Here is a 14,946-nt window from a genome sequence, read left to right as displayed (position 1 = left end):
TGCATGACCGGCAACGAGCGCAACGCAATTGAGACCTATGAGTGCGATGTGCTCGTGGCCGGATCGGGCGCCTCCGGGATGTCGGCCGCGATCACCGCGCGCTATCGCGGCCTCGACGTCCTGATCGTCGAGAAGGAGCCACGCTTCGGCGGCACCACCGCCCGCTCCGGCGGTTGGTTGTGGATTCCCGGCACCTCGCTGGCGCGCGCCTACGGCATCTCCGAGACGCCGGAGCAGGCTCGCACCTACCTGCGGCACGAAGCCGGCAACAATTACGACGCCGCACGTGTCGACGCATTCCTGAGCGCCGGGCCCGAGGCGGTCGATTTCTTCACCAGCAAGACCGCGCTCCGTTTCGACATGCCGCTGGTGTTCCCGGACTACCACGCCGAGGCGCCCGGCGGCACTCAGGGTGGTCGTTCGATGGTGGCACGCCCGTTCGACGGCCGCGAGCTCGGCGACCAGATCAAGACCCTCGGCTCGCCCCTGCCCGAGCTGACCGTATTCGGCATGATGCTCGGATCCGGCAAGGACATCGTCCATTTCATGCGCGCGACGAAGTCGCTGAATTCGGCGGTCTATGTCGCAAAGCGCCTGTCGCGGCATCTGATGGACGTGCTGCGCTACGGCCGCGGCATGACGCTGACCAACGGCAATGCGCTCGCCGGACGCTTGGCAAAATCCGCGCAGGATCTGAAGATTCCGATGTGGCTGTCCGCGCCGGTGCGCGAGCTGACGGTCGAGAACGGCACTGTCACCGGCGCCGTTGTCGCCCGCGAGGGACGCGACGTCCGCATTCGTGCAAGACAAGGCGTCGTGCTCGCCTGCGGCGGTTTCCCGCATGATATCGAGCGGCGCAAGAAGATGTTCCCACACGCGCCGACCGGGAACGAGCATTTCTCGCCGGGCCCGACCGGCAACACCGGCGACGGCCTGCGGCTTGCGGAAAGCGCCGGCGGGCATGTCGAGGACCGGCTGCCGAACGCGGCAGCCTGGGTCCCGGTCTCGGTCACCAAGCGCAAGGACGGCTCAAACGGTGTGATGCCGCATTTCATCGACCGCGCCAAACCCGGCGTGATCGCGGTGATGCGTGACGGAAAGCGCTTTGCCAATGAGGGCAATTCCTATCACGACTTCGTCCAGGCCATGGTCAAGGCGGCGAAACCGGGCGAGGAGATCGCGGCGTACCTGGTGTGCGATCACCCGACCCTGCGCAAATACGGCCTCGGCTGCGTGCCGCCCTTCCCGATGCCGCTGGGTCATCACCTCAAGACCGGCTATCTCATGCGCGGCGAGACGCTGGAGTCGCTCGCGGCAAAGGCGGGCATCGACAGCATGGCGTTCGTCGAGACCGTCAAGCAGTTCAATGCGACCGCACCACAGGGGCACGACGCCGCCTTCGGCAAGGGCTCGAAGGCCTATAACCGCTACCAGGGCGATGCGCTGCACGGCCCGAACCCCTGCGTCGCGCCGATCGAGAACGGGCCGTTCTACGCCATCAAGATGGTGGTCGGCGATCTCGGCACCTATGCCGGCATCGTCACCGACGAGAACGGGCGGGCGCTCGATGCGGAAGGACGGGTGATTCCCGGGCTCTATGCCGCCGGCAACGACATGGCGAGCATCATGGGCGGCAATTATCCCGGTGCAGGCATCACGCTTGGGCCGGCGCTGACGTTCGGCTACATTGCCGGCCGTCATCTCGCCGACAGCGCCGCCAAGCGCAACGCGGCGTAAGCGAGCCGCACGCCAGGAGGCGCATGAAAAGAGAGAGCCGCGGCATCCAGTCGATCGAGGTCGGCGGAGAATTGCTCCGCGCACTTGCGAGGTGCGGCGAGCCAATGATGCTGCGCGATCTCGCGCGCGAGGCCGGCATGACGCCGGCCAAGGCGCATCCCTATCTCGCCAGCTTCTCCCGCATCGGCCTGATCGAGCAGGACGAGACCACCGGCCGTTACGAGATCGGCGCGCTGGCGCTGGAGCTCGGCCTGATCAGCCTGCGCCGCCTGTCCGGCGTACGCATCGCAGGACCGAAGATCGCGGCGCTCGCAAGTCAGATCGGGCATGCGGTCTCGCTCGCGGTCTGGGGGACGCACGGCCCGACCGTGGTGCAGCTCGAAGAACCCGGCCAGCCCGTTCACATCGTGATGCGCGCCGGCTCGGTGATGGCGCTGCTGGAGACGGCGACCGGCCGGGCCTTTGCGGCCTTCCTGCCGGAGAAGACGATCAACGCCGCACTCGAAAGCGGCCTCGATCGTCACGGCGTCGGCTACAATCCTAAGCGCGCCGTGAAAGGCGCGAAGCTCGCCGAGATGCTCACCGAGGTCCGCAAGCACGGCCTCGCCCGCGCGCTCGGCGACCCCCTGCCCGGCGTCAACGCATTCTCTGCGCCGGTGTTCGACCATTCCGGCCATGTCGCGCTGGTGATCACCGCGATGGGGCCGGAAGGCACTTTTGACGCGCGGTGGGACAGCCCGATCGCCCATGCTTTGCGCGATTGCGCGGGCGGCATTTCGAAACGGCTTGGTCACGGGATGACGGCTGCAGCGGAGTGAGGGGCTGGCTGCCTCATCCGACCTCCGCTGTCATGCTCCGCGAAAGCGGGCGATGACACGAATGGGTCCGCCCTACTTCTCCTTCACCGGCACCGTGTAATTCAGAATGAGCCGACCGCCGTCTGGGTAGATGGTCTGCCCAGTGATGTAGGAGGCATCGTCGCTCGCAAGAAACGCCACGACGGAGGCCACCTCGCCCGGCTCGCCGCCGCGGCCGGCCGGCGTGCGTGACATCACGGTCTTGCGGGCATCCTCCGAGGTGTAGATGGACGATGCCACCATGTCGGTCAGAATCGTTCCCGGCCCGACCGCGACAACGCGAATATTGTGCGGAGCGAGTGCGACGGCTGCGACCGAGGTGAGCTGCTTCATGCCGCCCTTGGACATGGCGTAGGTGGCAAGCGCCGGGATCGCCAGCAGCGCGTTCACCGACGACATGTTGATGATGACCCCGCCGCCGCCTTGCGCGATCATCTGCTTCGCCGCCGCCTGCACGCCGAAGAACGCGCCCTTCAGATTGATGCCGATGATCTCGTCGAATTCTTCTTCGGAGATCTCCAGGAAGTCCCGGTTGCGAGCGACGCCAGCATTGTTGACCATGATGTCGAGCCGGCCGAACTCCTTCATGGCGGTGGCGACCAGCTGGTCGACGTCGGCACGCTTGGCGACATTGCCGACGACGGTACGCAAGGCATCCGGTCGCGCGAGTTCGGCGGCCGTCGCGGCCAAGCCGTCGGCATCGACATCCGAGATGACGACGTTGACGCCGTCGTCGAGGAATCGTTTTGCGCAGGCCTTGCCGATGCCGCGCGCCGCGCCGGTGATGGCGGCGACCTTGCCGGTTAGTTTCATGGTCTCACTCCAGGATAGCTGCTTGGGGCAGACTGTCGCCAGGTGAGAAACCCGGCTCAGGCCGCCGCGAAGCCGAGATGAGCACGGAACCGGTTTTTGATAAAGACAGCATCGCGCGAGGGCAGCGAGCGCGGCGGATTTTCCGCCAGGACCTTGATGACAAAAAGCCGCGGGCCATCGGCCGTCTCGTCGAGCTGCGTCGCCAGACGTTCCACTTCCTCGAGCGTCCGCACGGTTCCGGCGGCGGCAAAGCCGCAAGCCACGGCAATCGCGGTGAGATCGACGCCGCGCCCGGTGTGGCTGGCCTGCATTCCGGTCTCGCCAAAATGCTGGTTGTCGATCACGACGATGTCGAGATTGCGCGGGCGCGCGACGCCGATGGTGGCGATGCCGCCGAGGCCCATCAACTGCTCGCCATCCCCGGTCAAAGCGAGGACGCGCGTTCTCGGCTGGGCTTGCGCGAGACCAAGCCCGATCAGCGCGGCGCCGCCCATGGCGCCCCAGAGATAGAAATTGCCGTCGTGGTCGCCGACCGAATGAAGGTCATAGGTCGGCGAGCCGAGGCCGGACACGACCAGCGTGTCCTTGCGATTCTTCAAGAGCGCGGCAACGGCGGCGCGGCGGTCGAGCTGGGCTTGCATTGAGATCACCACTTCTTCTTGCCGATCAGGCGCTGTCCTATCAGCACCGCGATCTGCTGATCGGAATTGTAGGCGAGCGCTGCCGCCGATTCCACGGTCTCGATCAGATCTTCAGCCGTCTCCGCGCGCATCACCTTCAGGCCGATCGCTTCCAGCGACGGCTGGGTCGCTCGGCTCATCGGCACCTGCCAGGGATTGAACTCGGCCCATTCGCCGCGCATCGTCACCAGCATCAGCAGTGGAAATCGTCCGATCGCCGACAGCGACAGCATGTTGATGCAATTGCCGACCCCGCTCGACTGCATCAAGAGCACGCTACGTTGGCCGCCGAGCCAGGCGCCCGCGGCGATGGCGACGCCCTCCTCTTCCGTCGTCAGCACGTTGGTGGTGACGTCGCGATCTGCCGAGAACAGGCGGATGAGCTGGCTGTGACCGGCATCGGGGACGTAGGACATCTGCCGCACGTCGGCGGCTTTCAGGATGCGGTAGAGCTCGGACGGCCAATCGTCTGCGCGCATGTCGGGATTGGATTGATGGCTGTGCACCGCGTGTCTCCGTGGATTTCGAGGGCACTCTAGCGATGTTCAGGCGCCAAAGCTCTGACCGTCTGGCGCGATCAGGTATCGAGGGATTGTATAGCTGCTGCCGTTCGCATGAGTTCAGCGAGAACGATGCGCATTGCTGCGCCATGGCAGCTTCTCGACCTTTAGCCAAACCGACGCGGGCGCAGTCCGGCATGAAACCAGGTGATCATGGAATAGATGTCATACACGGGCAATCCAACTTCGGCCTGCAAAGCTGCCGCATAAGGCGGCATGTTGGTGCATTCCAGCACGATGGCGCCGACATCCGGGTTCCTGGCGACCAGCTCCCTGCCGGCCTCGACCACGTCACGTTCGGCCTGCGCGATGTCCATGTCGTCCTTCTCGGCCTTGATCAAGACGCGGAAGAATTCCTTGCCGTGCTCGGTGCCGACCAGCGGCGTATCGAGAGGAACGCCGGCACCCGCGAGATGGGCCGGCGTCAAGGACGAACCGGACACCGTGACGACGCCGACGCGCTTGCCAGGCGGCAAGGTCGCCTGCACCCACGGCACCTGCATCAGTGACGAGGTCGCGACGGGAACGCCGACCGCGGCTGCGATCTCCTTCTGGAACAGTGAGAGGAAGCCGCAATTGGTGGTGATGGCTTCGGCTCCGAGCCGCACTAGATCCTTTGCCGCATCGATGAAGTCAGGCAGCAGACCGGCCGCACCCTTCAGCACCACCTTCTCCGGCGAAGCCCCACCCACCACGCGATAGAGCACGGGGAAAGGCCAGGTGGTGCCGTTGCCCATATCGCCGGGAATGCGGGGAAAGCGCGCCTCCAGCATCAGGATGCCGAGCGGCGCCCCATAAATGGCTTTGCCGCCGCGGGCGATTCGGGGGGACGAGTTGGCTGGAGCGGTCATGATGCGATCTCAGAGAAAACGATCGGGCGAAAACGGTGCGAGCGGAATTTCCGGCGGCTTGCCGCTCAGAAGCTGGGCGACGAGACGGCCGGTGCGGGCCGAACCGACCAGGCCGATATGGCCGTGGCCGAAGGCATAGACGATGTCGCGCGATGCCCGCGCGTAGCCGATGCAGGGACGTCCGTCCGGCATGCTGGGCCGATGGCCAAACCAGGTCTTGATACGCGAAGCCGGAATATCCGTCGGCAGTTTCGGGAACATGCTGAAGAGGTTGTTGCGCAAAATCTCGGCGCGCTTCCAGTTGGGCTCGGCCTCGAGGCCTGCGATCTCAACCGTCCCGGCGGCGCGCAAACCCTTGTCGGTCCAGTTCACCACCATCTTCGCATCCGAGGCCATCATCGAGCTGCGCGGGCCCGTCTCCGGATTCTCGATCATGACGTGATAGCCGCGCTCGGTCTCCAGCGGCAGCGGATCGCCGACGGATGCGGTGAGCCGCTTCGAATGCGCGCCGGCGGCAATCACCGCGGCATCGCACGCAATCTCGCCGGCCTCGGTCAGGACGGCCACGAGCTTGTTGTCAGATAGCTTCAGCCCGATTGCCTTGGCGCGCACAAGCTTGGCACCGCTTGCCAGCGCATGTTGCGCGAGGGCCGCGACATAGGCTCCGGGGTCGCGGCAGCGCCCGGCCTCTTCCACCACCACGCCGAAAGTGTAGCGCGGATGCAAATCGGGCTCGCGCTGACGCATCTCGTCGGCCGAAAGCTCCAGCCATTCGACGCCGACGCGCTTGCGCACGCGCCAGCCGAGGTCGTTGTCGAAATTGCCGCGCGACGGGAAGACATGCATCACACCGTTACGCTCGATCAATTCAGGAACGCCCGCCTCCTCCGCGAGCTTCCTGTGCAGCAGCGGCGCGTCCTTCAGGAGGTCGCGCAGCGCAAAGGCCGTCGTCTCGACCCGCGTCTCGGTCCAGCCCGACAGCAGATACTTGATCAGCCAGGGCAGCACCTTCGGCAGATAAGACCAGCGGATCGCGAGCGGCCCGAGCGGATCCATCAGATAACCCGGCACCTTCTTCCAGACGCCGGGCTCGGCCGGCGGGATCACCGAATGCGACGAGAGCCAGCCGGCATTGCCGTAACTCGCCGCCTGTTCGCCACCGGGCTCGCCCGGATCGATCAATGTGACGCGATGTCCCTCGCGCAGCGCCTCGATGGCACTGATCACGCCGACCGCGCCGGCACCGATGATGGCGACGTGGCGGCCCCCCGACATCGCTTAAGCCTTCACCGCAGGGGCAAAGTCCTTGCCGACCGACATCGCCCGCGGATCGATGATGCAGTGGAGGATCGACGGCTTGCCCGAGGCGAGCGCACGCTCGAAGGCCGGCGCGAACTCTTCGGTGCGCTCGACGCGCTCGCCGTGGCCGCCGAACGCTTTTGCGTACATCGCGAAATCAGGGTTCTTGAGCTGGGTGCCGACCACGCGACCGGGATAGTCGCGCTCCTGGTGCATGCGGATGGTACCGTATTGCGCATTGTCGACGACGATGACGACGAGGGCTGCGTCGTACTGCACGGCAGTCGCGAATTCCTGCCCGTTCATCAGGAAGCAGCCGTCGCCGGCGAAAGCTATGACGGTGCGGTCCGGATATTGCCGCTTCGCGAGCACCGCGGCCGGCACGCCATAGCCCATCGAGCCCGACGTCGGAGCGAGCTGCGCCGCAAAACTGTGGAAGCGGTGATGACGATGGATCCAGCCGGCATAATTACCGGCGCCGTTGCAGACGATCGCGTCCTTGGGCAGGCGATCGCGCAGCCAGGTCATGACTTGTCCGTACTGGAACGTGCCCGGCAGCTCGCGCGCCTTCTCGGTCCAGGCGAGGTAATCGGCATGCGCCTTGGCGGCTTCGCCCTTCCAGGCGACTGCGCCGGCAGGCTTCAGCATCTCGACCGCGGCCGCGAACGCCGCGGGCGTGGCCTGGATCGCGAGCTCAGGCTGATAGATGCGGCCGAGCTCTTCGGAGCCCGGATGAACGTGGATCAACTTCTGCCGCGGGGTCGGAATGTCGAGCAGCGTGTAGGATGAGGACGGCATCTCCGACATGCGGCCGCCGATGAGCAGAACGACATCGGCGTTGTCGATGCGCGCCTTCAGGCCCGGGCTCGGGCCGATGCCGAGATCGCCGGCATAGTGCGAGTGATCGGCGTCGATCAGCGAGGCCCGGCGGAACGAGGTCGCGACCGGCAAGTCGAAGCGCTCGGCAAAGCGCGCGATGCTCCTGGTCGCCTCATCGGTCCAGCGCGAGCCGCCGAGAATGACGAGCGGTGCCTTGGCGCTCGCAAGCATGGCGCCAACGCGCTCGATATCGGCGGGCGCCGGCCAGCTCACCGCCGGCTCGATCCGCATGGCGTCCGCAACGGCAGCAGTCTCGGTCAGCATATTTTCGGGCAGCGAGATCACGACGGGACCGGGCCGGCCCTGCATGGCGACGCGGAAGGCGCGCGCGACCAGCTCCGGAATGCGGTCGGGACGATCGATCTCGACCGCCCATTTCGCCATGGTGCCGAACACCGCCTTGTAGTCGAGCTCCTGGAACGCCTCGCGCTCGCGCATGCCGGTGTCGACCTGACCGACGAACAGGATCATCGGCGTGGAATCCTGCATCGCGATGTGGACGCCGTGGCTGGCATTGGTGGCGCCGGGGCCGCGGGTGACGAAGCAGATTCCGGGGCGGCCGGTGAGCTTGCCATAGGCCTCCGCCATCATCGCCGCACCGCCCTCGGCGCGGCAGATCATGACGTCGATCGGGCTGTCATGCAGCGCGTCGAGCGCCGCAAGGTAGCTCTCGCCCGGCACGCAGGTGACGCGCTCGACGCCTTGCGCGACCAGCTGATCGATCAGGATCTGGCCCCCGGTGCGGGTGTTGCGAATGGTCATGACGGCTCCCTCAAGGCTTTGGCAATGCGTTTCGCAGCTTCGCGAAAATTTTGTTCCGGGCTGGCGTAGGACAGCCCGACAGGGCGCGCAAGGCTGAAACGGCCTACCTGCACGCCAGCAGACGCAGCTCTGCATGGTGGTCCCGGACTAGACTCCGGTCCGTCCGGGCAACGAAGCACTCACCCGGATGCCCTGCCGAACGACAGCTGGTTAGCGATGCTCGATCGCGCGGATCGCACCGCGGAGCTCGGCGAGGCCGCGGAGGCGGCCGATCGCGGTGTAGCCCGGATTGGTGCGCTTGGTCGCCGCGAGATCGTCGAGCATGCGATGGCCATGATCGGGCCGGAATACGATTTGCCGGTCGGGCGAACGCCGCGCGTTCTCCTTCAGCAGCGCCTTCAGCACCGCGACCATGTCGACGTCACCGTCGAGATGATCGGACTCGTAGAAGGACAAACCATCCGCTTCGCGCTTGGTCGCGCGCAGATGCGCAAAGGCGATGCGCGGACCGAAGTGTTCGGCCATCACGGGTAGATTGTTCTCGGCGCGCACGCCGAGCGACCCCGTGCACAGGCAGATACCATTCGCCTTCGACGGCACGGCATCGAACAACGCCTGATAGTCGTCGGCGCTGGACGCGACGCGCGGCAGGCCGAACAGCGGGCGCGGCGGGTCGTCCGGATGCAGCGTCAGCGAAACGCCGAGCTGCTCGGCGACGGGCGTGACGCGGCCCAAAAACTCGGCGAGATGCTGCCGCAGAACTTTTGGCGTGACGCCGCGATATGTTTCGAGCCGGTCGCGGAATTGCGGAATGGTCATCGGCTCGGTGGTCGAGCCCGGCAGCGCGCTGGCGATGACCATGACGAGATAGTCGATATCGGCCTGGCTCATCTGGTCGAACAGCTTTTTCGCGCGGGCCTGCTGCTCGGATGAGTATTCCTGGATAGCGGCGGGACGCTTCAGGATGTGCAGCTCGAACGCAGCAAAGCGATCCTGGTCGAAGCGCATGGCGCGGGCGCCGTTCGGCAGCTCCCATTCCAGATCGGTGCGACACCAATCCACGACAGGCATGAAGTTGTAGCAGATGATCTTGATGCCGGCGGCGGCAACCGCCTCCAGGCTGGCGATCCACGTCTCGATCGAGCGCGTCGCCTTGGCCCCAAGACGCTTGACGTCGTCGGGGATCGGAATCGATTCCACCACCGACCAGGTCAGCTGCGAACGGCCGGGTTGGCCGTTCTCGATGAAGTTCTTGCGCTCCTCGACCGCCTTGCGTGTCCAGGCTTCGCCGATCGGCACCTGATGCAGCGCCGAGACGATGTCGCTCGCCCCGGCCTGCCTGACATCGTCGAGCGAGACCGGATCATCCGGCCCGTACCAGCGCCATCCCTCTAGCATCATGCCCATTTTCTCCGATCAGTTCGCGGTCAGCACGACCTTGACACTCTGCGAGCGGTCGAGCGCCAGCCGCAGCGCGTCCGGCGCTGTGGATAGCGGCCGCTCGGCGGTGACCAGCGACAGCACGTCGACACTGCCGTCCGCGATCAGTTCCACCGCCGTCATGAACTCGAGCCCGAACCGGAACGAGCCGCGCAAATCGATCTCCTTGGCCATCACCGCATTGGCGGGCACCGGAATCTGGCCACCCGGCAAATTGCCGATCTGCACGACAACGCCGCCGCGCCTGACGATACCGATCGCACTGGCAAGGCCTGCAGCCGTGCCCGAGACTTCGAAAGCGACATCGTAGGGGCGCGACGCGGCCTGCGCCTTCAGGCCTTCCTCGCCGGCTGCAACATTCTCGACGTAAGATGCGCCGAGCCGGGTCGCAAAGTCCAGCGGCGCCGGTGCGATGTCGGCCACCGTGATGTCGGTCATGCCGGCGCGGCGCGCGGCGAGCATGGTCAGAAGCCCGATCGGACCGGCACCGAAGATGATGCCGCGCGTGCCTTCGATGTTGCCGGCACGCGCGACCGCGTGCAGGCAGACCGCGAGCGGCTCGGCCAGCGCCGCGGCCTGATAGGACACGTGATCGGGAATCTTCACGCACTGCGCCGGAATCGCGTCGAAATAATTGGCGAAGCCGCCCTGCATATGCGGAGTCTTCGAGGCCGAGCCCATGAAGTAGATATTTTCGCAGAGGTTCTGCCGGCCTTGGCGGCAGGCGCCGCAATGGCCGCACCAGCGCGACGGGTTGACGGCAACGCGGTCGCCGACCTTCAGGTTCGCCGCGGAGCCCGCGATCTCCACGACCTCGCCGGAGATCTCGTGGCCGAGCACCAGCGGCGATTTCACCACGAAATCGCCGGTCCGGGCATGACGGAAATAATGCATGTCCGAGCCGCAGATGCCGCCGGCGCCGAAACGGAGGCGCACCATGCCTTCAGCGAGCTTGTCGAGCGGATGCTCGACCATGCGCAGATCTTCGGGGCCAAACAGGGTTGCGGCGAGAGCAGTTGAGGTCATTTGGAAAGTCCCATGTATTTCGGCAGCCAGAGGGTCAATTCGGGGATGTAGGTGATCGCGATCAGCGCGAGCATCAGCGGCACCAGCCAGGGCAGGATTGCCACCGTTGTGCGCTCGACCGAGAGCTTTGCGACGCGCGCGAGCACGAACAGCACCATGCCGAGCGGCGGATGCAACAGGCCGATCATCAGGTTCAGCGTCATGATCAGACCGAAATGGATCGGGTCGATGCCGAGCTTGAGCACGATCGGCAACAGGATCGGCACTAGAATGGTGATCGCCGCCGTGGTGTCGATGAAGCAGCCGACAAACAGGATCAGGACGTTGGCGAGCGCCAGGAACACCCATTTGTTGTGGGTGATGCTGAGCATCCAGTCCGACAGCATCTGGGCTGCCTGCGACACGGTTAGCAGCCAGGCGAAGATCGAGGCCGCCGTGACGATTAACAGCACCGAGGCCGTGGTCTCGATGGTGTCGAAGGTCGCTTTCGCCACCGTCTTCAGTGTCATGGTGCGGTAGCGCACGAGGCCGAGGAACAGCGACCAGATCACGGCGGCGACCGCGGCTTCCGTCGGGGTAAACCAGCCGAGCGTCATGCCGCCGATCAGGATCACCGGCGCCATCAGCGCCATCACCGCGGAGAAATCGAAGTACCAGTCGATCGCGAGCAGCGCGAACAGGCCGAGACCAACTGCCCAATTGGTGGAGAGACCGGCGACCGTCAGAAGCCAGACGGCCATCGGGAAGCTCAATACGACGACGATCTCGAACCCCGCCGATCCCAATTGCGGCCAGGAGAACGGCGTATCGCTGCCCCATTTGTTCTTGTGCGCGAAGTAGGTGACGGTGGCCATCATGAGCAGCGTCAGGACAACGCCTGGAATGACGCCGCCCAGAAACAGCGCGCCGATCGAGACGTTGGCCATCATGCCGTAGATCACGAAAGGCAACGAGGGCGGAATGATGGGCCCGAGCGTGGCGGAGGCCGCGGTGACGCCCACGGAGAATTCCGTGGAGTAGCCGTGGTCCTTCATCGCCTTGATCTCGATGGTGCCGAGACCGGCGGCATCCGCGATTGCGGTGCCGGACATTCCGGAGAAGATCACCGAGCCGATGATATTGACGTGGCCGAGGCCGCCGCGCATCCAGCCGACCAGCGCGACGGCGAACTTGTAGATGCGGCCGGTGACGCCCGCGATGTTCATGAGATTGCCGGCCAGGATGAAGAACGGCACCGCGAGCAGCGGAAAGCTCTCGACGCCGGCGATCATGCGCTGTGCCAGCGTGACGTCGGGAGTCACGCCGCTGACCAGGATGTAGAGCAGCGACGACGCCGCCATGGCGATGGCCACGGGAACGCCGAGCAGCATGAGGATGAGGAAGCCTCCAAGCAACAGCAACATGGAATTACCCTTCAAAGCCGTCGTAGGCGCCGGGACGTTCGAGGATCGAATAGCCCTGTCGCAAATGTTGCACTGCCACCTGCACGGAGCGCACGAACATCAGCACGAAGCCGAGCAGCACCGCATAGTAGACGTAGTCCTTGGGAAGATTGATCGTGGTCATGGATTCATCGCCGATGATCTGGATGTAGACCCAGACCAGCTTGATTGCGTAGCCGAAGAAGGCGATCCGGATCAGGTCGATCACCGTCGACAACGCCCGGGCCACGAGGTGCGGCAGATAGCGATAGATCAGATCGACCTGGATGTGCCGCGACAGCCGCACGCACATCGATGAGCCGATGAAGACCACGCCGATCAGGCAGTAGGTAGCGATCTCCTCGGTCCAGGCGTAGCTGTCGTTGAGCACATAGCGGGTAAAGAACTGGAGGAAGACGGCAAGCGCCATCACCCAGAAAATCGCCAGCGCGACCCAGTCCTCAAAAGCGTAGATGCCGAGATCGACCTTCGGCGCCGCCTCTTCCTCGAAGGTGTGGGCGATCTCGTCCGCGGTGATCTGCCGGTGCGTTTCGGCGGTGGACATGGGTTGCTCCTCAAACTGATCACGTCGTTCCGGGATGGTGCGTCAGCACCAGACCCGGAACCTCGAGATTCCCAGGTGCGCAATTGCGCACCTGAGGTTCGGTCCTGCGGACCGCTCCGGGATGACGACTACGTCGTCACTTCACCGCCTGAATGCGTTCCCAGTCGGCCTTGCGATAGCCAAACGTCTCGAACGCGACGTTCTTCAGCACGGTGTCGCGGAACTCGTTCTTGTCGACCTCCGTGACGGTCAGGCCCTTCTCCTTGAAGAAGGCGACCAGCTTGGCCTCGTTCTGCTTGATCTCCGCGGTCGCCTTGGCGGCGGCCTCCTGCGCGACGTCGGTGAAAATCTTCTTGTCCTCGTCGCTGAGCTTCTTCCAGAGCGCGCCGGCCACCACCGTGTTGAGATGGTCGACGATGTGGCCGGTCAGCACGATGTGCTTCTGCACCTCGTAGAACTTCTTGGCCTCGATCGTGGTCAGCGGGTTCTCCTGCGCCTCGACGGTGCCGTTCTGGAGCGCCAGATAGACTTCGGCGAACGCGATCGGCGCGGTGTTGGCGCCGCAGGCGCGCGGCATCGCCAGATAGGCGGGAACGTCGGGCACGCGCATCTTCAGGCCCTTGAGATCGGCACAGGTCTTGATCGGCTTGTTCGACGAAGTCTGGCGCACCCCGTAATAGGTCACCGCGACGATGTGGTGGCCGCTCTTGTCCTCATAACCCTTGGTGAGCTCCTTGAAGATGTCGCTCTTGGTGTAGGCGAGCAGATGATCGGCATCGCGGAAGGTGTAGGGATAATAGGTGACGCCGATCGGCGGAAAGCTCTTCGCGGCAAAACTCGAGCCGGAGATGATGATGTCGACCGAACCAAGCGAAAGGCCCTGGTTGATGTCGGCCTCCTTGCCGAGCTGCGAGGCCGGATAGACGTCGATCGCATAGCGCCCGTTGGTGCGCTTCCCGATCTCCTGCGCGGCCCAGACCGACGCGGTGTGGAACGGCTCCGAGGTCTCGTAGACATGGGCCCATTTGAGCTTGGTCTGCGCCGTGCCGGCGCCAGTCGTAGCAATCATCGCCGCGGCCGAGACCGCCAGCACCATTGTCATCTTTTTCAACACTGACTTCCTCCATCTTTCAAGTCTGCTTCTTTTAAATCTGCTTCTTGTCAGCCCGTCCCCAAGGCGGGTGCGGGCCGCACAATGTCATCGCTGTCGCGCGCTGCTGCTCGCAGCTCGCTTCTTCTTCGGCGCACGTTCCGGTTTTGACGGCTTTGCCGTCGATCGCGCGGTGCGCCCGGAAGACGGTGCTGCCGCTTTCTCGGCGCCGAAGTTCTGCGCAAAGCGCTCCTGGGATCGCGCGAGATGATCGCGCATCGCGTCGCGAGCCGCTTCAGGATCGTGTGCGGCGATGGCGTCGCGCACCGCGCGATGCTCGTCGAGCGCAGTGCGCCACGTGCCCGGGCTCTCGAAATAATGCGCAAGCTGCGCGAAATAGGGATTGAGGCGCTGGTCGAACAACTCGCCGACGACACGGACCAGAACGGCATTGCCGAGGCTTCCGGCGATCGCGACGTGGAAGGCGCGGTCGTGGACCATCGAGGCTTCGCCGGGGTGTTCTACATTCTCCATCGCGACAAGGGACGCATCGATGCGGGCAACGTCGTCCTTCGTCGCCACGCGCGCGGCTTCTTCGGCGATGGCACTTTCCAGGAACTCGCGGGCGCGCAGCAGCTCGAACGGGCCCTCGATGACGGAAGCAGGCGCGGTCGCCGCAACCGCCGCGGGCTCGATCACATAGATGCCGGAACCGACGCGGATGCGGAGGCGGCCCTCGACTTCGAGCGCGATCAGGGCTTCGCGCACCGTCGGCCTGGAAATCCTGAGCTGCTCGGCGAGTTCGCGTTCGGTCGGCAAGCGACTGCCGACCGCGTACTCGCCGCTGTCGATCAGACTTCGCAATTGATCGGCGACCTGGCGATAAAGCCGTCTCGCCTCCACAGCTTCCAGCGGCACGCTGGTCCTCCCGAAAGGGTCATGCCGGCAGCTCTCGCTGCCCGCGGC

The 14,946-nt window shown here is 65.0% G+C and carries 14 protein-coding genes; 2 read left to right on the top strand and 12 right to left on the bottom strand.

All coding sequences use genetic code 11. The annotated features are described in order from the left end of the window. The first annotated feature begins 3 nt into the window (after positions 1 to 3). Together IVB48_RS18250 and IVB48_RS18245 are read left to right on the top strand one after the other, a co-directional pair. Positions 4 to 1,737 carry an FAD-dependent oxidoreductase gene (locus tag IVB48_RS18250; protein ID WP_247401365.1) on the top strand — a complete coding sequence of 578 codons (1,734 nt, stop codon included), beginning with the start codon at positions 4 to 6 and terminating at the stop codon, positions 1,735 to 1,737. Between the two features lie 23 nt (positions 1,738 to 1,760). Beyond that, positions 1,761 to 2,555 carry an IclR family transcriptional regulator gene (locus IVB48_RS18245; protein WP_247401363.1) on the top strand — a complete coding sequence of 265 codons (795 nt, stop codon included), beginning with the start codon at positions 1,761 to 1,763 and terminating at the stop codon, positions 2,553 to 2,555. Between the two features lie 72 nt (positions 2,556 to 2,627). On the opposite strand, the gene IVB48_RS18240 is transcribed toward IVB48_RS18245, so the two are convergent. The 12 genes from IVB48_RS18240 to IVB48_RS18185 all read right to left on the bottom strand — a co-directional run bounded on the left by IVB48_RS18240 (position 2,628) and on the right by IVB48_RS18185 (position 14,898). After that, a complete protein-coding gene (locus tag IVB48_RS18240) occupies positions 2,628 to 3,407 on the bottom strand; it encodes an SDR family oxidoreductase (protein ID WP_247401361.1) in 780 nt (259 codons plus the stop codon). Between the two features lie 56 nt (positions 3,408 to 3,463). Continuing rightward, positions 3,464 to 4,048 (bottom strand): thiamine pyrophosphate-dependent enzyme, encoded by a 585-nt coding sequence (locus IVB48_RS18235; RefSeq protein WP_247403005.1) that lies wholly within the window; start codon positions 4,046 to 4,048, stop codon positions 3,464 to 3,466. 5 nt (positions 4,049 to 4,053) lie between these two features. After that, positions 4,054 to 4,593 (bottom strand): thiamine pyrophosphate-binding protein, encoded by a 540-nt coding sequence (locus tag IVB48_RS18230; RefSeq protein ID WP_247401360.1) that lies wholly within the window; start codon positions 4,591 to 4,593, stop codon positions 4,054 to 4,056. 161 nt (positions 4,594 to 4,754) lie between these two features. Then, entirely contained in the window at positions 4,755 to 5,498 is a 744-nt protein-coding gene (locus IVB48_RS18225; RefSeq protein WP_247401358.1) for an aspartate/glutamate racemase family protein, read from the bottom strand. A 9-nt stretch (positions 5,499 to 5,507) separates the two neighbouring features. Continuing rightward, positions 5,508 to 6,773: an FAD-binding oxidoreductase gene (locus IVB48_RS18220; protein ID WP_247401356.1), complete on the bottom strand. Its 1,266-nt coding sequence runs from the start codon at positions 6,771 to 6,773 to the stop codon at positions 5,508 to 5,510. Positions 6,774 to 6,776: 3 nt separating this feature from the next. Further along, positions 6,777 to 8,438, bottom strand: a complete 1,662-nt coding sequence (locus tag IVB48_RS18215) for a thiamine pyrophosphate-binding protein (protein ID WP_247401355.1) — start codon at positions 8,436 to 8,438, stop codon at positions 6,777 to 6,779. Positions 8,439 to 8,648: 210 nt separating this feature from the next. Then, positions 8,649 to 9,839: a mannonate dehydratase gene (gene uxuA / locus IVB48_RS18210; protein WP_247401354.1), complete on the bottom strand. Its 1,191-nt coding sequence runs from the start codon at positions 9,837 to 9,839 to the stop codon at positions 8,649 to 8,651. Positions 9,840 to 9,854: 15 nt separating this feature from the next. Further along, entirely contained in the window at positions 9,855 to 10,904 is a 1,050-nt protein-coding gene (locus tag IVB48_RS18205; protein WP_247401353.1) for an L-idonate 5-dehydrogenase, read from the bottom strand. After that, positions 10,901 to 12,307, bottom strand: a complete 1,407-nt coding sequence (locus tag IVB48_RS18200; protein ID WP_247401352.1) for a TRAP transporter large permease — start codon at positions 12,305 to 12,307, stop codon at positions 10,901 to 10,903. Before IVB48_RS18200 ends, IVB48_RS18205 begins: the two co-directional genes overlap by 4 nt. Positions 12,308 to 12,311: 4 nt before the next feature. Further along, entirely contained in the window at positions 12,312 to 12,890 is a 579-nt protein-coding gene (locus tag IVB48_RS18195) for a TRAP transporter small permease (RefSeq protein ID WP_247287781.1), read from the bottom strand. Between the two features lie 136 nt (positions 12,891 to 13,026). Next, on the bottom strand, positions 13,027 to 13,986 hold the full coding sequence (locus IVB48_RS18190) for a sialic acid TRAP transporter substrate-binding protein SiaP (RefSeq protein WP_247359173.1): 960 nt from the start codon (positions 13,984 to 13,986) through the stop codon (positions 13,027 to 13,029). Positions 13,987 to 14,088: 102 nt separating this feature from the next. Then, positions 14,089 to 14,898 (bottom strand): FadR/GntR family transcriptional regulator, encoded by an 810-nt coding sequence (locus IVB48_RS18185; RefSeq protein ID WP_247358386.1) that lies wholly within the window; start codon positions 14,896 to 14,898, stop codon positions 14,089 to 14,091. Positions 14,899 to 14,946: the final 48 nt, after the last annotated feature.

The sequence above is a fragment of the Bradyrhizobium sp. 76 genome (assembly GCF_023073025.1).
Taxonomy (GTDB): Bacteria; Pseudomonadota; Alphaproteobacteria; order Rhizobiales; family Xanthobacteraceae; genus Bradyrhizobium.
This window is presented reverse-complemented; position numbering and strand designations above follow the sequence as displayed.